This is a genomic window from Hymenobacter plasmatis, from assembly GCF_020711255.1.
Lineage (GTDB): Bacteria > Bacteroidota > Bacteroidia > Cytophagales > Hymenobacteraceae > Hymenobacter.
Window position 1 is genome coordinate 71433 of record NZ_JAJFAW010000015.1, and the last position, 19090, is coordinate 90522.

Sequence of the window (19090 nt, forward strand, 5' to 3'; positions counted from 1 at the left end):
GGTTGAGGTTGAGCTATTTCAACCACCTAAACCTTTAACCGGCAGAAAGGGTCTACTTATAGCAGGTTCGGAGTCGGTGTGCACGTTACGCCTCACCCCCAGCCCCTGTCCGGGGAGAGGGTATCACGGCGGCGGGAATGTAGCGCGGACTCTGTAGTCCGCGTCCCCGCGCCATTTGGGTGTCGTTCGGGTTTCCGCCGTGGACGCGGACTACAGAGCCCGCGCTACAATCGTCCGGTTCCCCTCTCCGCGGGAGAGGCTGAGGCCAATCGAATACACTTACCTCGAAACCGCACTATACGGCCCGGGTTAGCTCTGCCCATGCAATAGCATAAGCAAATATAGCGTTGCTTCGCAAGGAAATCCTTCCTTCACAATTCGTTAAATCTACCTCCCCAATGCTGCTCCGCCGCTCCATTAGCGCCAGCTTACTGGCAACTGCCCTGCCTCTGGCTGGCTTTGCCCAAACGCCTGTAGCCCCGGCAGCGCCCCTCCCCCGCTTTTTCGTGGGCGTGAGCGGCTCGTTTGGCGGCTACCCGTTGCCCACCAAGACCGGCGTGAACGTGGCCACGGCGGCCCCAACGGTGGGCCTGCAGCTACGGCCGCGGCTGGCGCTGCAATTGAGCGGTGCTTTCGATGCCAGCCACTCTTACGCTGGCATCGATTATGGCCCGGCCCTACCCAATGGTGAATACCTGAAACGCACCAGTTGGAACCGGACCTTGGTGGTGCCCGTGCTGGGCCGCTACGCCCTGACGCGGCGCGTGGCCCAACGCTTCCAGGCCGACGTGCTCGGGGGCGTGAGCTATGTGCGGTTTAATGTGCGCAGCGACGTTTTCAGGATGAGCGAAAACGGAACGGTCCTCGCCACGGGTGAGGAAACCTCTACCACCCACAGCGCGTGCCTGACGCTGGGAGCCGGCGTGCGCTACGCCCTCTGCCCGCGCTTCGAATTGACGGCGGAGGCTGTCCTCAACCGCCAAATCATCAGCAAAACCCTTTCCTCCTACGGGGCTAATCCGAACATCGCCGCGGGCGTGCGCTACCGCTTCGGCAAGGCGCTGTAGCTACTGCTCGCAAATTGGCCAGAGTTGAGCCATACTGTGTCGGAGGGTGGCTCCAAAACAGCAGCGCCATGAGCCGATAGCAGCTTCGTCCCCTGTGCCCGACCTTTGCGGCACCCATGGCCACTCCTGCTTCCCGCCCCTACTCCATCGGCTTCTGGCTGATGTGCTTGTCGTCGTTTCTGTTTTTCCTGAGCTTCAATTTGCTGCTGCCAGAGCTGCCCGACCATCTTTCGCGGCTGGGCGGCGGTGAGTATAAGGGCTACATCATTGCCTTGTTTACGGTCACGGCGGCCCTGTCGCGGCCCTTTTCGGGCAAGCTGGCCGATACCGTGGGGCGCATCCCCGTGATGGTGTTTGGCTCGCTGGTGTGCTTTGTGTGCGGGTTTTTCTACCCCTGGGCCCTCACGGTCACGGGGTTTCTCACGCTGCGGCTACTGCACGGCTTCAGCACCGGGTTCAAGCCCACGGGCACCGCCGCCTTCATCGCCGACATTGTGCCCATGGAGCGGCGCGGCGAGGCCATGGGCCTGCTCGGCGTCACGGGGGCGCTGGGCATGGCGTTTGGGCCGGCGTTTGGTTCCTGGGTGGCCCAGCACTTCTCCCTGAACACCATGTTTTACTGCTCCAGTGGCGCGGCGCTGCTCTCGCTGCTGGTGCAGGGCACCCTCACCGAAACCCTGCCCCTGGCCCAGCGGCGGCGCTTTAGCCTGCGGTTGCTCAAGCTGAAGTGGGAGGAGGTGCTGGAGCCCCGCGTGCTGGCGCCGGCCATCGTCACGGCGCTGTGCCTGTTTCCCTACGGCGCCGTGCTCACCGTCATCCCCGACCAAAGCCGGCTGCTGGGCCTCACCGGCTCCACCAAGGGCTTGTTCTACATCTGCTACACGGTGGCCTCGCTGAGCATCCGGCTGGTGGCGGGCAAGGCCTCCGATACCCACGGGCGCGTGCCGGTGCTGCGCATATCGGCGGGCATCCTGGCGGCGGGGCTGGTGCTGCTGGTGTGGTCGCCGTCGGTGCCGGTGTTTCTGGCGGGGGCCGTGGTGTTCGGCATCGGCACCGGGCTCAACTCGCCCACGCTCTACGCCTGGACCATCGACCTGAGCCACCCCGAGCGCCGCGGCCGCGGCGTGGCCACCATGTACATCGCCCTCGAGCTCGGAATTGGGCTGGGTGCCCTGCTCGCCGGCTGGATATTCTCCAACCTGGCCGGCCGCCTGCCCTACGTGCACGCCCTCAGCCTGCTGTGCGTCCTGCTGGCCGTGGCGTACTTATTCACCGTGAAGTTGACCGGCCCCATGGCTGCCGTGGGCGTGCCAGAGTCGGCCCCCGAGCCTTCGCCCGAAGAGGTGGTGTGAGATATTAAATATTTGCATAAAATAATGATGAAGAATAGGTGAGCTTTCATTCGGACCTCCTACTTTTAGGGTTTCGAAGATTGTCTACCCCATTCTTTATTGTTGATGTACACTACTCTACTGCCTGGCCGGCGGCGGCAGGCACTGCCGGTGCTGTTGGGCTGTTTTTTGGCCGCAGCGGCCGCTCAGGCCCAGCCAGAGCCCATTAAATTTGGCCAGATAGACAAGGCCGACCTCACGGCCGCCCCCTTCGCCGCCGACAGCGCGGCCGGGGCCGTGGTGCTTTGCGATTTTGGCCGCTCGCGCCTCCGGGGCAAGCGTAGCGGCCTCGAAATAGTATTTGAGCGGGTCACGCGCATCAAAATCCTGAAGAAGTCGGGCTACGACGAAGCCACCGTCGAAATCCCGCTCTACCACCGCGAAGGCGACCAGGAAAAGATTTCCAACCTGCGCGGCTTCACCTACAACCTGGTGAACGGCGTGGTGGTAAAAACCAAGCTCGAGCCCAGCGGTGCTTTCGTCGAAAAGCGCACGCCCAACGTGAACGTGCAGAAATTCACGCTGCCCAATGTGCAGGAAGGCGCCGTGGTGGAATACGCCTACACCCTCAGCTCCGATTTCCTGTTCAACTTTCAGGACTGGACCTTTCAGCGCGATATTCCGGTGCGCTACAGCGAGTACCGCTCCAGCATCCCCACTTTCTACAAATACAACATCCTCTACCAGGGCAACCGCACGCCCGATGTGAACCTGATGAGCGTGGGCCAGACCACCCTGATGCTCGACAACAAAGTAGGGGACGGCCTCAGCGCCGGGCTGACCAACGGCACCCTCTCCGTAACGGCCTCCACCGAAGACCACCAGTGGGTGCTCAAAAATGTGCCGGCCTTTCGCGCAGAGCCGTACATGACCACCGCCCAGGACTACGTGGCCCGGCTGGACTTTGAGCTCACCGGCGAACAGTGGCCCGAGCAGCCCTACCAGGACCTGACCGGCACCTGGGACAAAATCAACGCCCGGCTGCTGGCCGACGAGGACTTTGGCGGCCGCCTCGGCCAGGCCGGGGCGCTGAAAGCCCAATTGCAGGGCCTCGCAGCCCAATACCCCGACGTAGCGGCCCGCGCCGCCGCTGTGCGCCAGCTGGTGCTGGCCGCCATGCGCTACGACGGCACCGACCGCTACTATGCCCGGGAGCCCCTGCGCAAGGCCCTCGACGCCCACCGCGGCTCGTCGGCCGATGTGAACCTGCTCTTGCTGGCCGCGCTGCAGGAAGCCGGCGTGCCGGCCCACCCGCTGCTGCTCAGCACCCGCGACCACGGCCGTGTCAACAAGGAAATTCCGCTGCTGGAGCGCTTCAACTACGTGGTGGCGCTGGTGCCCCTGGCCACCGGCAAAGACCTGCTGGTAGACGCCACCGACGCGCAGCTGCCCTGCGGCATGCTCCCCGAGCGCTGCCTCAACCGCGTGGGCCGCCTCATCACCAAGTTTCCGAACGACAGCCGCTGGGTGGACCTCACCCCGGCCCAGCGCCACGTGCACTACCAGCAGGTAAACCTGACGCTGGATGCCGACGGCGGCCTGATGGGCACCGTGCACGAGGAGCACGGCGGCTACGCCGCGGCCGACGCCCGCGCCCAGCTCACCGCCCTGGGCGAGAAGAAGTACCTGGCCGGGCTGCAGCAGCGGCACGAGGCCTGGGCCATGCCCAAGCTCGCCGTGACCCACGCCGACGACGTGGACAAACCCCTGGCCCTGGACTACGAGTTCAGCCAGCCCAGTACCGAGAAGGCCAGCGGCGGCCCCCTCTACCTGAGCCCGCTGAGCGAGTTTGGGACCAGCCAAAACCCGTTTCGGCACGAGCAGCGGTCCTTCGCCGTCGACTTTGGGGCCGCGCAGGAAGAGCTGGTGGTCATCAACCTGGCCCTGCCCGCGGGCTACGAGCTGGCCGAGGTGCCCAAGCCCGCCAATGTGAACCTGCCCGACAACGGCGGCAAGTTCTATTATATGGTTAGCGCCGCCACACCCGGGCGCGTGCAGCTCACCACCCGCCTCATCCTGGCCAACCCTGTGTACGCGGCCGAAGACTACGCCAACCTGCGCGAGCTGTACCGCCTGCTGCTGGAAAAACAGGCGGAAAAACTCATCATCAAGAAGAAAGCCAACGGTTAGCTCAACTTCCGGCTATCCCAACTCCCGGCCTGCCCGGATTATCCGTTGACCGCCAATACAATCAGCTCAATTTCGGACTCCCGCCTTATTCCTTTTCTACCTTATTTCCTCTTTGCATGAAGCTACCCTTACGCTCGTCTCTTACCCTAGCCGCCTTGCTGAGTGCCTTTGCGGCGCAGGCCCAGCCCGAGCCCATCAAATTTGGCAAGCCCGACCCGAAAGACCTGACGGCCGCGCCCTTTGTGGGCGACAGCGCCGCCGCGGCCGTGGTGCTGTGCGACTACGGCACCACCACCATTCAGTACGTCAACAACGACTTCCAGCTGGTGTCGGAGCGGATTACGCGCATCAAAATCCTGAAGAAAGCAGGCTACGAGGTGGCCACGGTGCAGGTGCCGCTTTTCCACCGCAACAGCAGCGAAGAAAAAATTACGGGCCTGCGCGGCTTCACCTACAACCTGGTGAACGGGCAGGTGCAAAAAACCAAGCTGGAAAGCAGCAACGTTTTCACCGAAGACCGCACCAAAAACGTGCGGGTGCGCAAGTTCACGCTGCCCGATGTGCGCGAGGGCGCCGTGATTGAGTACGCCTACACCGTAACGTCGGACTTCTTTTTCAATTTTCAGGACTGGACCTTTCAGCGCGACATCCCCACGCGCTGGAGCGAGTTTCGGGCCACCATTCCCGAGTATTTCCACTACAAGATGCTGATGCAGGGCTACCACCCCCTGGAAGTGCAGACGAAGACGGACAACATGACGCAGTTTACGGTGCACACGGCGGGCGGCTTTTCCGGCAGCGGCTTTGGCACCACCCGCGAAGCCGCCAGCAACGAAACCGTGACGGCCCGCGTGACCAACTACAACTGGGCCATGAAGAACGTGCCGGCGTTTCGCGACGAGCCGTTCATGACCACCTCCGAGGACTACGTCGACCGCATCAACTTCCAGCTGGCGGGCGAGCAGTTTCCCGGGCAGGCCTACCAAAACGTAGCCGCCACCTGGGACAAGATTAACTCGGAGCTGCTGAGCGATGAGAACTTCGGCTTGCAGCTCGACCGCGGCAATTTCCTGAAGTCCCAGATGCAGGCCCTGGCCACCCAATACCCCGACGTGGCGGAACGCGCCGCCGCCGTGCGCGAGGTGGTGATGAGCGGCATTCGCTACGACGGCACCAACCGCTACTCTACCGATGGCTCGCTGCGCAAAGCCTACGACGCCCACCTGGGCAGCGCGGCCGATGTGAACCTGCTGCTCATTGCCGGCCTGCGCGATGCCGGCATTCCGGCCCAGCCACTGCTGCTGAGCACCCGCAGCCACGGCCGCGTAAACGAGGCCCTGACGCTGCTCGACAAGTTTAACTACGTGGTGGCCCTGGTGCCGCTGGCCGATGGCAAAGACCTGCTCCTGGACGCCACCGAGCCGCTGCTGCCCGCCGGCATGCTGCCCGAGCGCTGCCTCAACCACCTGGGCCGCCTGATAACGAAGAAGCCCGAAGACGGCCGCTGGGTCGACCTGTCGCCTGCCCAGCGCCACGTGCGCTACCAGCAAGTGCAGCTCACCATGGACGCGCAAGGCGGCCTGACCGGCAAAGTGCACCAGGAGCACGGCGGCTACGCCGGCGTGGCTGCCCGCAAGCACATGGCCACCCTGGGCGAGAAAAAATACCTGGCCGAGCTAACCACCCAGCACAGCACCTGGACCGTGCCCAAGCTCACGGTGGGCCAGCGCGAAAACGTGGCCAAGCCCCTGGCCCTGGACTACGAATTCACGCAGCCCGCCGACGACAACGCCACCGCCGGCACCTTCTACCTGAGCCCGCTCCGGGAGTTTAGCAGCGAGCAAAACCCCTTCCGCCACGACGACCGCCTGTTTCCCGTAGACTTTGGCGCCGCGCAGGACGAAACCACCATGGTAACCCTCACGCTGCCCACGGGCTACGAGCTGGCCGAAATGCCTAAGTCCGCCGTGCTGGAGCTCCCCGACGGCGGGGGCCGGTTCCTCTACAGCGTTGCCGCTACTACCCCAAATACGGTGCAGCTCACCGGCCGCCTGAGCCTGCGCAAGCCCGCCTACGCCGCCGCAGAATACGCCCAACTCCGCGAGTTCTACCGCCTCATGATGCAGAAGCAAGGCGAAAAACTGGTGATTAAAAAGAAGGCATAGGTTGAGTTGAAGTCCTCAGAATGTCAGGATGATAGGACGTCATGCAGAGCGCAGCGAAGCATCTTTACCGGGGCAGTAATCCAATCGTCCGTCAATAATCGTCTGTCATGCTGACTAAGGAAGCATCTTATCACCGTGGAACGACTCAGGCGTGATAAGATGCTTCCTTCGTCAGCATGACAAGCGGCGCGGTAGCAAGCGGGGTGCTGCACATTGCCTGACCTTTCTACCTGCCACAGTCTATCCAACTCAACTTTCAGCCCAACATCCTACCCAATTATAAACTACCTCATTCCCCATCATCTCGTGAAAGCACTGCTACCCTTCCTTGCTGCACTGCCCCTGAGCAGCTTTCTATCCTTACACCCTGCAGCCCCGGCGCCTAAATACGCCGTGGCGGATATTCCAGCAACATTGCAGGAGGGCGCGCACGCCGTGCTGCGGGCCGATGACGAGGTGGTAACCGTAAAATCGGCTGGGCGACTGGTGCACACCGTGCACCGGGTGATAACCGTGCTGGACCCTGCCGGCGACGATTTCGGCCGCCAAATGGTGAGCTACGACGCCCTCAACTCCCTGAGCTACCTGCGCGGGGCCGTGTATGATGCCGATGGCCGCCTGCTGCACCAGCTGCGGGCCGCCGAAATCCACGACCAGGGCATGGGCGACGCTGGCGGCAGCTTCATGACCGATATCCGCGTGCGCTACGCCGACCTGCGCCAGCCCCAGACGCCCTACACCGTTGAATTCGAATACGAAATCGTATCCGACAACACATTGTTTTACCCCGACTGGCAGCCTCAGGAAGAGGAAGGCCTGGCCGTGCAAAGCGCTACCCTGCGCGTAACCACGCCCACGGCCTTGCCCCTGCGCTACCAAGAGCGGGAGTTGCCGTCAGGTGCCGCCGTGGCCCACACCACCGCCAGCAGCCAGGAAATCTACGAGTGGAAATTGGCCAACCTGCCAGCCGCCGAAGACGAGGAAGCGGCCCCGCCGCTGTACTGTACCACGCCCAGGGTAGTGCTGGCCCCCAGCACCTTCGAGGTGCAAGGCCACAAGGGCACCGCCGCCAGCTGGCAAAGCTTCGGCCAGTGGAACTATGAGCTGAACGCTGGCCGCGACGTGCTCCCACCCGCCACGCTGGCCAAGGTAGCCGCTCTGGTAAAAGACGCCCCCGACGCCCGCACCCGGGCCCAGCGGGTATACGAAATGCTGCAAGGCAGCACCCGCTACATCTCGGTGCAGCTGGGCCTGGGCGGCTGGCAAACCTTCCCGGCCAGCTCCGTGGCCAGCAACGGCTACGGCGACTGCAAAGCCCTGAGCAACTACACCAAGGCGCTGCTGGCCGCTGCCGGCGTGCCTGCCTACGTAGCGCTGGTAGGCGCCGGCTCCGACCACCCCGACCTGCGCGCCGACTTCCCCAGCTCGCAGTTCAACCACGCCATTGTGTGCGTGCCCATGGCCAAAGCCGGCCGCCCCGACACCCTGTGGCTGGAGTGCACCAGCCAAACGGACGCTTTTGGCTACATGGGCAGCTTCACCGGCAACCGCCACGCGCTGCTGCTCACGCCCCAGGGCGGGCAGCTGGTGGCCACCCCCCGCTACGGCGCCGCCGAAAACCGCCGCGAACGCCGCATCGACCTGTACCTGGATGCCGTGGGCGGCGCCACCGCCACGGCCCGCACCCTGCGCACCGGCCAAGAGCAGGACCTCTACGCCCAGCTGCTGCACGAGCTGGGCCCCGTAGAGCAGAAAAAGTACGTAACCGACCGGCTCAAGCTGCCCACCTTCGCCCTCACCAAATTCAACCTGGCCGCTACCGCCCCCGGCCCCACCCCGGGCGTAGTCGAAACCCTGGGGCTGACGCTGCCGGGCTTTGCCATGCCCAGCGGCAAGCGCGTGTTTGTGGCCCCCAACCTACTGAGCCGCCTGCCCGCCCTGCCCGCGCAGGTGGGCGAGCGCCAGGCCGCCGTGTGGCTGCCCCACGCCAGCCTGCAAGCCGATACCGTGCGTCTGCACCTGCCGCTCGGCTTCCGGCCCGAAACCTTGCCCGCGGCTGTGCAGTTCAGCACCGCCTACGGCACCTACGCCAGCCAATACCAGGCCCTGCCCGACGGCACGGTGCAGTATATCCGCCGGCTTGAGCTGAAACGCGCCCAAATGCCCCGCACCGCCTACGCCGGCTATTTGGACTTTCGCCGCAAAATCAGCCTTGCCGACAAGGCGCAGATTGTGCTGCTGAAAACGGAGAGCTGAGTTGAGTACCTTGTCAGCTCAATCTACCCTTTACAACTTCGCTTCATGAGAAAAATCTTCCTTTTCGTTGGCACCTTGATGGGCATCACCACTGCGTCTTCGGCCCAAACCCAGCCCGTTGCACCCAGCACCGGCACCGCGCCCGTTATGGTTCAGCGGCTAAGACTGGGCGTAAATGATATCAACCCCGAGCAGCAGGCCGACCGGGAGGCTTCCACCATGGCCGGGCAGCTTTCCCTCAGCCCAGAGCAAACTACCCGGGTGCGGGCCGCCGCGCTGGTGCAGGCCCAGCAGCGGCTGGCCCTGCTCAAAAAGCATAATGCCACCAACGACCACGACGCCCTGAAAGGGGAAGACGTGGCTATCAACAACCAGTTTGAGAATGAGCTGAAAGCGACGCTCACCCCGACGCAATACGAGCGCCGGCTGATGATTCAGGCCCGTTATCGCAAAATCCGGGAGCAGGCCGACGCCAATGAGAAAGCCGGCATTCCGCCCGCCGTTCGCCCCTAACAAGGTTTGAATTAGCCCAAGAAAAGCCCCGGCCTCATTTAGAGCCGGGGCTTTTTGCATTCTGAGCCAGCTACCCAAAGTCGGACAGGTTGCAGCACTTGAAATCACCAAGAAGGCCTACTAAAACTTCACCCGTAGCTGCGCCTTCACCTCGCTGCGCAGGGCGCCCTGGATGGTTTCCAGGCCCGAGCCCACCGTTTGCTGGTGGCGGTAGCGGGTTTCGGCGTAGCGGAGCCAGAGCGTGAGGGAGCGGTTGAGGCGGATTTCGGCCAGGCCATATACGCGCGTGCCCTGGCCATAGAGCGCCGGCACCGACACGGCCAGCAGCACGTCGTGCTCATACACGTACTGGCGGGTGTCGTAGTCGTCGGCATCGAAGACGGCGTAGCGGGCCGTGAGCTTGAGGGTGCGGTTGAGCTGGTAGCTCACGTCCTGGGCCAGCACGTAGCCGCGCCGCCAAGCCAGGCCGGGGTCGTCGCGCAGGCGGGAGGCTTGCAGGCGGGTACGCAGCTCCAGGGCGGTGCTGGGGGCGGTGTTGTAGTACAGCAGCAGGCTCTGGCGCAGCTGCTCGCCGGGCAGCGGAATGGGCCGCACGACGTCATCGGAGGGCAGGTCGCGGGGCTTGAGGCGCTGGCGCAGCTGCAGGTAGAGCAGGCTGGTTTTGGAGGGCGTGTACGCCAGGCGCACCAAGGCATCGTGGCCGGCGGTGGGGGCGCTGGCCCGGTAGCGCAGCCACGGGAAGCGAAACTGGTCGTAGTAGGCCGATACTTCCCAGCGGGCCACGGGGCGCACTTTCAGCCCGAAGTACACGCCGGATTCGTTGATGTTGCGGGTGTTTTCGCTGAAGGCATTCCCGTAGAGGGTGTGAAAATCGGCGTCGTAGTGCCGCACCAGCAGGGCCGCATCTACGGTGGGCCCCAGGCTGGCCAGCAGGCCGTTCACCGTGCCCAGACCGCCCCCGGTGCTGCGCGCCGTTTCGCCGAAGAGCAGCAGGTTGCGCCATACGTAGCTGTAGTTCAGGCTGAGGGCCAGGTTCTCCTTGCCGCTGAATTCGAAGCGGTTGTACGGCTCGGCCCGCTTGAGCAGCGGCGTGCCGTAGTGCGTAAACACGCCGGTGGCGCCCAGGGCCAGGTTGCCATCGCGGCTGGTGTAGCCCAGGTTGCCGCCCCCGATGGTTTCGGAAAGCTGGTGTCGGTTGGCTATTTCGGAGGCCGTGCGATGGAAGCCGGTGTAGAGCAGACCCGAGGTAAACTCATCAAATTGAGCCAACGAATCCTGCGCCTGCTGCAGGTTGGCATCCACATTCTTGTGCGACACAAACGCCGTGGCTTGTACCGTGGGCGCCACCTGCACTGTGGCCGCCCCACCCCGGAAAAACGTGTTTTCGAGCAGCGACGCATACGCCCGTACGCCCACCGACGAGCGCCGCAGGGTCGTAATCGTCTCGGCGCCCTTGCCCACGCCCAGCCCCGACGACAGCAGCAAGCCTTGGCCAAATTGCAGCTGGTAGTCGCCCAGGGCCAGCGTTTTCAGACGCCCCCGCTCCTGCAGCAGCACGTGCGCCGACACGTAATCGGCCCCCAGCCGCCCGCTGCCGGGGTTCCAGCTCAACGGCTCGCCGGCGTCTTTTTCCAGCGAAAAGCCCACGCTGAAATCCTTGGTGTGGCTCACCCGGTAGCGTATCAGCATTTTATCGGGCGAGCCAAGGTAGCGGGTGGTGGGCTGGCCGTGGTAGAGCGTGGGCGACGTGTAGCCTTGGCGCTCCTGCAGCACCCGCTCATAGCGCAGGTACAGGGCGTTGTTGTCTTCGCGGGCTATGCGCTGCCAGAGCGAGCCGCGGGCAGCGTTTAGGTTGCTGCTCTGGACGCTCACAAAGGGCAGAATGCGCGAGATAGTGCGCAGGTCGTAACCCTCGATGCTTTGCAGCTCATACACGCTGAGCAGGTCGCCGTTGGCCTGGCGGTGGAGCAGCAAGGTGGTTATCTGGTTTTCATTCAAGAGCAGCAGCGCCCGCAGCTCTTCCCGCGTCGCGGTATTGAGGTTGATGGGCGTCTGGTAGTACTGCAGCAGCGTTTCGTACAAGTCCTCGTAAGGCACTTGGTCCGACTGTATTTCAGCAAACAGCTCCTGAGTGAGGCGGTCCAAATCGGGTGGACGGCGGGTGTAGTCCTGAGCTGAAGCTTCAGTGGCTGCCAATAGATTCAACAGTATTAGCAACAGTGCCAAGCAGCGCCTGGAATTTAGGCACAGCCCTGTTCCAATCGTTCGAAGTTGTGAAGCGACTCCCAACGCAGCCAACCATGGCACTACTGCGCTTTCTGCCCCCATGACTTGGAAACGCTTAAATGCTGGCTAAATCCTAAGGCCTGTTGAAACGCGGCTGCGTAGTCAATATGAAATGCGCCGGCCAGCACGCCGATGCCAGCACTGGCCTGCTCGGTGAGCGAAGCCAGACCCAGCCGCGCCGCCAGTACGGGCACCGGGCGGTACTCCAAGCCCACCTTGAAATTGGCGGCGCGTTCCACGTCTTTTTCGGTTTCGACGACTAGCAGCACCTGGGAGCTGGGGCGGTAGGCCAGGCCGGCTTTGAGCACGGTAGGCACCCGCTCGTCTTGGTAGCTGGCCAGCTTGGTTTGGCCCAGGTTGTAGAGCAAAGCCCCGAAACTCAGCCGCTGGGGCACTACTTCAATCTGCCCGCCCAGCGTGCCCAGCACCACGCGCCGGCTACCTAAGCCTTCGATGGTCACCTGCAGCACGTCGAGGCGGCCGCCCAGGCTGATTTGCCCGAACCGGTAGCCGTAGCCTGCCCCCACCCGCGTTTCGTTGTAGAGCTGGCCACCGAAGCGCTGGGCTTCGAAAGCCACCACCCCGTTGCGGGCCCAGGCGGCTTGGGCCGGCGCTGCCACGGCCTGCGTTGGGCTGGCCCCATCCGCCGCGGCCACCGCCCCAAGGGGCCGGCCCAGCGGCAGGGCCGCGGTGAGCGCGCCCACGTTGAGGGCAGCGCTGAAGTAGCGGTTCTCGGCATAAAAGCCGACGGTGGGCTGCTGAATCTCACCCAGCCCGGCCACGTTGTTGCCCATGCTCCAGACTTCGCCGGCAAGGGCTACCGAGGCATTGCCGAGCGCGGCAGCCCGGGCGCCCCGCACCCCGGGGCCCGCCCCCTGAGCCAATGCCGAAGCGACTGGCCAACAGGCAAGAAGCCCAAATAAAATAAGCAAAGAACAACGTGGTAGAAAGTGTAGCATAAGGGGAAGGTAATATTGCCATGGTTAATGGCTGAGGGGAGCGGCAGAAATTATTTTGCCGCGCTTTTTGGTTAGGTATTGCGGCACCACTGCCGAACTTGCCTCCTTATGCCCCGCTCCTTCTCTGCCGCGCCCCGCCGCGAAAGCCTTCTTTATCGCAACCAGCCGCTTAGCTACACCCTCGTTTTCCGGTCGCGGCGCACTATTGGCTTCGCCGTGAAGCCCGATGGCAGCGTGCACGTAACCGCCCCCGCCGGCACCTCGCCCGAATGGGTAGCCCAACAAGTCCTGAAAAAAGCTGACTGGATTCTCAAGCACCAGGCTGCCTTTGCCAGCCGCCCGGCCCCCGCGCCCTCCCGCCGCTTCGAGGCCGGCAGCATTCACTATTATCAGGGCCGGCCCTACGCGCTGCGATTCGCCCAGGCCGGCCGAATGGCAGTGACCGTCGTGGCCGATGAGCTGGTGATATCCTCCCCTGCGCCCCTCACACCCGCCCAGACCGAGGCCCTGCTCCACGCTTGGTACGCCCGCCAAGCCGCGCCCCACTTTGCCGATTCCTTGGAGCGGGTGTGGCCCCGCTTCGCCGAGTTCAACCTCGTTCGGCCCACCCTGGCCGTGCGCCACATGCGCACCCGCTGGGGCAGCTGCACCCCGCGCACCGCTCGCATCCGCCTCAGCCCGGAGCTCATCCGGGCCCGCCCCGAGTGCCTCGACTACGTGCTGTTGCACGAGTGCTGCCACCTGCTGGTATGCGACCATTCCAAGGCTTTCTACGACCTGCAGACTCGCTTAATGCCCGATTGGGAAAAGTGGAAAGTGGAGCTTAACGCGCTGCCGAAATAGCGGCCGTTCATTCTATTTTCCTTTAGCCCAAAAGGAAATCATCGGCCGCTGGCCTTCCCACCCTCCCGCTCATGTCCCGGCTATTTAGCGCCCTTTTTCTTGGCTTGGTGTGGTTTTACCGCCATTTCATCTCGCCGCTCACGCCGGCCAGCTGCCGCTACTCACCCACCTGCTCGGCGTATGCGGCCCAGGCCATCACCAAGTACGGGCCGTGGCGCGGCGGGCGCCTGGCGTTGCGGCGCATTGCCAGCTGCCACCCGTGGGGCGGCCACGGCTTCGACCCCGTACCATAGCCCAGCAGTTGCGTATAGGCTGGGTCAACCTTCTGCTTAACTCTTTCTAATGCGCTTTATTCCGTTGTTACCGGCTGCCCTTGCCATATTACTCACGGCCTCTTGCTCGGAGGCTCAGTCCGACAAATCCAGTGCCTCCAGCAAGGTGAAAGGCGGCGACCGCCGCAAAGACAAAGACGCGGCCGCGGCAATTGCCGGCCTGCACCGGGTGGGCTCCATCAAAAACGTGGTACCCGAAAGCTCGGGCCTGGCCCCCGCCGAAACCAGCCAGCACTACTACAGCTTCGGCGACGACGGCAACTCCTCCAACCTCTACGAAATCACTAGCGAAGGCAAACTGGTGCGCACCATCGACGTCAACGCGCCCAACATCGACTGGGAAAGCCTGAGCCGCGACCCGCAGGGCAACTACTACATTGGCGACTGCGGCAACAACGAAAGCACGCGCCGCGACCTCGCCATCTACCGCGTGCGGTTGGATAACCCCAAGCAAGTCGGCAAAATCAGCTTCTCCTACCCCGACCAAAGCGAATTCCCGCCCAAGAAAAAGCAGCGCAACTTCGACTGCGAAGCCAGCCTTTGGCACGACGGCAAAGTGTGGCTCTTTACCAAAGACCGGGCCCAGGAAAGCACCAGCAAGGTATACACCGTGCCCGACCAGCCCGGCGACTACACGGCCAAGCTGGTAACCAAACTGGCCATTCCCGGCGAAGTAACCGATGCCGCGCTGCGCTCCGACGGCCGCCGCCTGGTGCTGCTGGGTCGTGGCGAGCTGTTTATCCTGGACGGCAACACCTGGGCCGACATCCTCAAAGCGACGCCCCGCCGCGTCGACCTCACCGGCGCCGGCCAAACCGAAGGCGCCGCCTTCAAAGACGACAACACCTTGCTCATCACCACCGAGCAAGGCGGCTTGTTTGAGTTTACGCTGCCCTAGCGGCCAACAGCTGTAAACCAGACGCCTCCGGTGCCCTCACTGCTTGAATCTTCCCTAAGGGGTAGTACAAGAGGCGAGGGCGCCGGGGGCGTTTGGTTTAACTGGTAATGGCGAGGCTTATTTCCGCAGTTCCCGAGGCTGGGTCACGCTTGCGCTTGGCAGCGGGCCACTGCCGGGCAGGGTCACCGGGTCGCCCTCTTTGCCCAAGTCGCGCGGTGCGTAGCCATATGGGTTCTTGGGGTCCTTGCCGGCCCGCCACAGCACCCAGATACCGACAAGAATCAGGGGAATGCTCAGCAACTGGCCCTGGTTGAACAAGTGGCCGTTCTCAAACGCCACCTGGTTCTCCTTCAGGTACTCGCCCAGAAAGCGCTGCGTGAACAGCAGCACCACAAACAGTCCAAAGAGCTGCCCGCGGGGCGTGCGCTCCTTGGTGCGGTTCCACATAGAATAGAGCAGGATGAGCAGAAAAATGCAGAACAGCGCCTCGTAAATCTGGGTGGGGTGCCGCGGCACGGCCACGCCCTGAATCAGGTGCTCGGTGTCGCGCGGAAAGATGAAGGCCCACGGCACGTTGGTGGGCTTGCCCACGATTTCCGAGTTCATCAGATTACCGGTCCGGATGCAGGCGCCGCCCAGCGCCACCACTATCACAATGCGGTCGAGCACCCACAGGTAATCGAACTTGTTGTTGCGGGCAAACAGCCAGCAGGCCAGCAAGATGCCGATGGTAGCGCCGTGGCTGGCCAGGCCGCCCTGCCAGATTTTGAACACCACCATGGGGTCGGCCATCAGCGCATCAAAATCATAGAAGAGCATGTGCCCCAGCCGGGCGCCCACAATGGTGCCAATCAGCATGTAAATGGTAATCACGTCGACCCACTGCGGCGACACCCGCTCCGAACGGTAGATGTGCGTGAGCAGGAACGTGCCAATCACAAAGGGCAGCATGAAAAACAGCCCGTACCAGCGCAACGTGATTGGCCCGAGATGGGCAATGATGGGATTGACGTTCCAGTAAATGGCAGCGAGGAAAGGCAGCATGCAGTACAGAAATGAGGTGCGCCCCAAAGGTACTCAGCGCATGGTGCTTGGCTTTAAAGTAAAACCACAACCTCTGACCAGGCACTACGAACCGCCTTTATTTCAGCAGTAACTCCAGCAGTAACTCCAATCGTCTGTCATGCTGAGCCTGCGAAGCATCTTCTCACGGCTTAACGATTCGTGCTGACCTGATAAGATGCTTCCTTCGTCAGCATGACAAGAGGCGCGAGCGAGATACTTCAGCAGGCTTAGCAGCACGCTCTACTGCGGGATAGCGGGATAGCAAGTCCTGCTACCGCTTCTTACGCCCGTTTCTACAGCCCCGCCAGCTCCTCGGCAAAACCGCCGCTGAGGATGGGAAACCGCAGCCAGGAGCGCGGGTCCACATTGTAATCGTCGAGGTGGAAGCTGGGAGCGTACCGTTCACGCTTCCACTGGTTACGGCTCCAGAGCGAGTAGAAGCGGCGCACGTACTTCTTCAGCTCCTCGCGGTCGAAACCGGTTTCCTCCTGCTCCAGGGTGGCCAGCACCTGGCTTGGGCTGAGGCGGTCGTAGAAAGCCAGCCGCTCGATGCGGTTGAGCAAGGTGTAGGGCATCAGGTCGCGCTCGTCGGTTTGCTTGTCTTCCAGCGGGCGCAGCTCGGCGGTGGGCTGCAGGGCGTTGACGTGGCGCAAGGCCGGGTAGCCCAACTCGGTTTCAGCCCAACGCAGCCACTTCTTCACGAAGTCCTTGTCGACGCCCGCAATGGGCGAAATGCTGCCGGCCGTGTCGCCGTCCATGGTGCAGTAGCCCACGCTGGCCTCCGAGCGGTTGGACGTGGTGATGAGCAGGCAGTTCTGCACGTTGGCCAGCAGCCAGATGGCCGGAGCCCGCACCCGCGCCTGAATGTTCTGCAGGGCCAGGTCGTCGGTTTGCCAGGTCAGCTCCCGGCCCAGCGCGCCCTGGATTTTGCCTACGTAGCCGGTTACTTCCTCATCAATACCCCAGTGGTGAAAGCGGGCCCCAATGCTGTCGGCCAATTCTTGGGCTGAATTGAAGGTGTCGTCGGAGGAGTTCACGGTGCCCTGATAGGCGCAGGTCAGCAACTGCCGCACCAGTTGCTGGTTGCTGCTCAACTCGTTCGCGGGTTCGGCACTCTCCACCACTTGGGCGGCTTTGCCGCCGGCTCCTTCCTGGGTCACCACCTTAGCGGTTTCGGCGAAGCAGCCGCTGCGACGCTTGAACTCTTCCACGCCCAGCTCTTCCACGCCCAGGCGCACCATTTCGGCCACGCCCACGGCACAAAAGCACGAGTCGGCCCCGCCGCTCAAACTAAGCACAAAGCCGCGGCTGCGCGCCTTGCGCAGGTAGTCGAACAAACCCAGGCTCATGGCCTGGTTGAGCTCTTTGTACTCGTCGGGCACCGCCAGCGGCACAATCTCAGCAGCCGGCGCCAGCTCAGTTTTGAAGTCAACATCCATCCACTCCAAATCCACTTCCTTGAAGCTCAGCAGCTGATTGCGAAGCAGCAAATGGCCATTGCGCGCCACCAATATCTCGCCGTCGTAGATGATGCGGCCGGACTCGTTGCCCAGCAGGTTGGCGTAGAGGTAGGTACAGTTGAACGTGCGCGAGGCCTTCATCACCAACTGGTAGCGCACGTCGGTTTTGCTCATGGCAAAGTGGCTGGCCGATGGGTTCACAATCAAATCGACTTTGCCCACCAGCCGGCACGCAGGGCGCACGTCATCGGGCCGCCACGCGTCTTCACATATCTCGAAGCCAAAGCGCACGCCATTGTGCTCAAAAATGAGGTCGCCCAGCGCCCACTTCTCCCCTTCCCAGTCCACGGTGGTGGTTTCGCCGGCGGGCCAGGGCGCGAAAAAGCGAGTTTCGTAGTGCACGCCGTCGTTGGCCAAAAACTGCTTGGCCGCAAAGCCCAGAATCTGGCCGTCGCGCAGCACGGCCGCCGTGTTGTAGGTGCGGTGGTTGAGCCGCACGGGCAAGCCCACCACCACGCAGATGCCGTTGGTCCACTGCCGCACCTGCTGCAGGTGGGCCAGCGCCGCCTGCGGCATCCAGTCGCTCAGAAACAGGTCTTCGCAGCCATAGCCGCTCAGGCACAGCTCGGGCAAACACAGCAGCTCCACGCCGTTTTCCTTGGCCAGCTCAATGGCAATACGGATGTTGCGAAGGTTGTGCTCCCAATCGATGGGAATCTGGTTGAGGGCGGCGCCGGCGATACGCATAGTCTTATGGCTCGTTTGGGATTACGGTTACAACAAAAAAGCCCGACAGGGCCAGGTGTTGCGAAGCGTGTACGAAATAAATAGAAAAAAGCCCCAGCGGGGCGTCATTCGAACGTTGCGAATGCCGCCCCGCTGGGGCTTTACTGTTCAATAATTTACTTATTCTACCCCCAAAGCGGTTAGCGCCCGGTCGGCCGCCAACTGCTCCGCCTGCTTTTTGCTCAAGCCCATGCCGGTGGCTACCACTTCCTCGTCCAGCAGCACGGTGGCCGTGAATTCCATCATACCGCCCGGCCGGGCCTCGCCGGTGATGTCGTAGCGCAGGGTTTTGCCCTGGCGCTGGGCCCACTCCACCAGCTTACTCTTGAAGTTGGCCGTGGTGGTGGTGAGCGTGTGCACATCCACAAAGCCTTTCACCAGGCGGGTGAGCACAAACTTCCGGGCTGCTTTGTAGCCCAGGTCCAGGTACACCGCGCCTACTAGGGCCTCCAGGGCGTTGCCGTTCACGGAGCGCGAGCGGGCGGCGCGGCCCTGGGCGGTATCCAGTTGCACCAGCTTATCCAGGCCCAGTTTGAGGGCAATGTTGTTCAGGCTTTCGCGGTTTACGATGCGGGAGCGCATCTCCGTCAGGAAGCCTTCCTGCTCGTAAGGATACTTTTTGAAGAGATACTCCGCTACCACCGTGCCCAGCACAGCATCGCCCAGAAACTCCAGCCGCTCGTTGGTAAGGTGGCGCCCCATCGACGGCTGCTGCCGCACCGCCGAGGAGTGCGTAAAAGCCAGCCGGTATAGCCGCACATTGGTAGGCGTCAGGCCCGTAACTGTGCTAATTGCCTGGCGGAATGCCTTATCAGAACCAAAAAACCGGGAAACGAAACCAAGCAAAGTAAGAGGTGCTATCGAGTAATTAAGAACTTATTACCCTATTCAAACAGGTAATAAGCAGGAACGTCATGCTGAGCTTGCCGAAGCATCGCT

General features: G+C 62.8%; 14 protein-coding genes. 9 read left to right on the top strand and 5 right to left on the bottom strand.

What is annotated here, in order from left to right; translation table 11 throughout:
* The first annotated feature begins 398 nt into the window (after positions 1 to 398).
* The 6 genes from LJ738_RS12245 (at position 399) to LJ738_RS12270 (ending at position 9522) form a co-directional block, all read left to right on the top strand.
* A complete protein-coding gene (locus LJ738_RS12245) occupies positions 399 to 1067 on the top strand; it encodes a porin family protein (protein ID WP_227786597.1) in 669 nt (222 codons plus the stop codon).
* Between the two features lie 116 nt (positions 1068 to 1183).
* Positions 1184 to 2419 (top strand): MFS transporter, encoded by a 1236-nt coding sequence (locus LJ738_RS12250; protein ID WP_227786598.1) that lies wholly within the window; start codon positions 1184 to 1186, stop codon positions 2417 to 2419.
* Between the two features lie 105 nt (positions 2420 to 2524).
* The gene (locus LJ738_RS12255) at positions 2525 to 4588 is read left to right on the top strand and encodes a DUF3857 domain-containing protein (protein WP_227786599.1); all 2064 of its coding nucleotides are present in this window, start codon (positions 2525 to 2527) and stop codon (positions 4586 to 4588) included.
* 116 nt (positions 4589 to 4704) lie between these two features.
* Positions 4705 to 6753 carry a DUF3858 domain-containing protein gene (locus LJ738_RS12260; protein ID WP_227786600.1) on the top strand — a complete coding sequence of 683 codons (2049 nt, stop codon included), beginning with the start codon at positions 4705 to 4707 and terminating at the stop codon, positions 6751 to 6753.
* Between the two features lie 306 nt (positions 6754 to 7059).
* Positions 7060 to 9009 (top strand): DUF3857 domain-containing transglutaminase family protein, encoded by a 1950-nt coding sequence (locus LJ738_RS12265; protein WP_227786601.1) that lies wholly within the window; start codon positions 7060 to 7062, stop codon positions 9007 to 9009.
* 45 nt (positions 9010 to 9054) lie between these two features.
* Positions 9055 to 9522: a hypothetical protein gene (locus tag LJ738_RS12270; RefSeq protein ID WP_227786602.1), complete on the top strand. Its 468-nt coding sequence runs from the start codon at positions 9055 to 9057 to the stop codon at positions 9520 to 9522.
* A gap of 120 nt (positions 9523 to 9642) precedes the next feature.
* Here LJ738_RS12270 and LJ738_RS12275 read toward each other — a convergent pair whose 3' ends face one another.
* Both LJ738_RS12275 and LJ738_RS12280 read right to left on the bottom strand, forming a co-directional pair.
* Positions 9643 to 11718, bottom strand: a complete 2076-nt coding sequence (locus LJ738_RS12275; RefSeq protein WP_227786603.1) for a helix-hairpin-helix domain-containing protein — start codon at positions 11716 to 11718, stop codon at positions 9643 to 9645.
* Between the two features lie 110 nt (positions 11719 to 11828).
* Positions 11829 to 12692 carry a PorV/PorQ family protein gene (locus LJ738_RS12280; RefSeq protein WP_227786604.1) on the bottom strand — a complete coding sequence of 288 codons (864 nt, stop codon included), beginning with the start codon at positions 12690 to 12692 and terminating at the stop codon, positions 11829 to 11831.
* Positions 12693 to 12875: 183 nt separating this feature from the next.
* Here LJ738_RS12280 and LJ738_RS12285 point away from each other — a divergent pair, with 183 nt between their 5' ends.
* From LJ738_RS12285 to LJ738_RS12295, 3 genes are all read left to right on the top strand, one after another.
* Positions 12876 to 13610 carry a M48 family metallopeptidase gene (locus LJ738_RS12285; RefSeq protein WP_227786605.1) on the top strand — a complete coding sequence of 245 codons (735 nt, stop codon included), beginning with the start codon at positions 12876 to 12878 and terminating at the stop codon, positions 13608 to 13610.
* Positions 13611 to 13681: 71 nt separating this feature from the next.
* Positions 13682 to 13903 (top strand): membrane protein insertion efficiency factor YidD, encoded by a 222-nt coding sequence (gene yidD, locus LJ738_RS12290; RefSeq protein WP_227786606.1) that lies wholly within the window; start codon positions 13682 to 13684, stop codon positions 13901 to 13903.
* Between the two features lie 49 nt (positions 13904 to 13952).
* Positions 13953 to 14840 carry an SdiA-regulated/phytase-like domain-containing protein gene (locus LJ738_RS12295; protein WP_227786607.1) on the top strand — a complete coding sequence of 296 codons (888 nt, stop codon included), beginning with the start codon at positions 13953 to 13955 and terminating at the stop codon, positions 14838 to 14840.
* A gap of 117 nt (positions 14841 to 14957) precedes the next feature.
* On the opposite strand, the gene lgt is transcribed toward LJ738_RS12295, so the two are convergent.
* From lgt to rnc, 3 genes are all read right to left on the bottom strand, one after another.
* Entirely contained in the window at positions 14958 to 15884 is a 927-nt protein-coding gene (gene lgt, locus LJ738_RS12300) for a prolipoprotein diacylglyceryl transferase (protein ID WP_227786608.1), read from the bottom strand.
* 314 nt (positions 15885 to 16198) lie between these two features.
* Positions 16199 to 18112 carry an NAD(+) synthase gene (gene nadE, locus LJ738_RS12305; protein ID WP_227786609.1) on the bottom strand — a complete coding sequence of 638 codons (1914 nt, stop codon included), beginning with the start codon at positions 18110 to 18112 and terminating at the stop codon, positions 16199 to 16201.
* 159 nt (positions 18113 to 18271) lie between these two features.
* A complete protein-coding gene (rnc, locus tag LJ738_RS12310; protein ID WP_227786610.1) occupies positions 18272 to 18997 on the bottom strand; it encodes a ribonuclease III in 726 nt (241 codons plus the stop codon).
* Between the last annotated feature and the right edge of the window lie 93 nt (positions 18998 to 19090).

Excerpts from the sequence above, each read along its gene's own strand:
- LJ738_RS12250 (WP_227786598.1), top strand. The coding sequence starts at position 1,184 with ATGGCCACTCCTGCTTCCCGCCCCTACTCCATCGGCTTCTGGCTGATG.
- LJ738_RS12285 (WP_227786605.1), top strand. The coding sequence starts at position 12,876 with ATGCCCCGCTCCTTCTCTGCCGCGCCCCGCCGCGAAAGCCTTCTTTAT.
- LJ738_RS12270 (WP_227786602.1), top strand. The coding sequence starts at position 9,055 with ATGAGAAAAATCTTCCTTTTCGTTGGCACCTTGATGGGCATCACCACT.
- LJ738_RS12295 (WP_227786607.1), top strand. The coding sequence starts at position 13,953 with ATGCGCTTTATTCCGTTGTTACCGGCTGCCCTTGCCATATTACTCACG.
- lgt (WP_227786608.1), bottom strand. The coding sequence starts at position 15,884 with ATGCTGCCTTTCCTCGCTGCCATTTACTGGAACGTCAATCCCATCATT.
- LJ738_RS12255 (WP_227786599.1), top strand. The coding sequence starts at position 2,525 with ATGTACACTACTCTACTGCCTGGCCGGCGGCGGCAGGCACTGCCGGTG.
- nadE (WP_227786609.1), bottom strand. The coding sequence starts at position 18,112 with ATGCGTATCGCCGGCGCCGCCCTCAACCAGATTCCCATCGATTGGGAG.
- LJ738_RS12260 (WP_227786600.1), top strand. The coding sequence starts at position 4,705 with ATGAAGCTACCCTTACGCTCGTCTCTTACCCTAGCCGCCTTGCTGAGT.
- yidD (WP_227786606.1), top strand. The coding sequence starts at position 13,682 with ATGTCCCGGCTATTTAGCGCCCTTTTTCTTGGCTTGGTGTGGTTTTAC.
- LJ738_RS12245 (WP_227786597.1), top strand. The coding sequence starts at position 399 with ATGCTGCTCCGCCGCTCCATTAGCGCCAGCTTACTGGCAACTGCCCTG.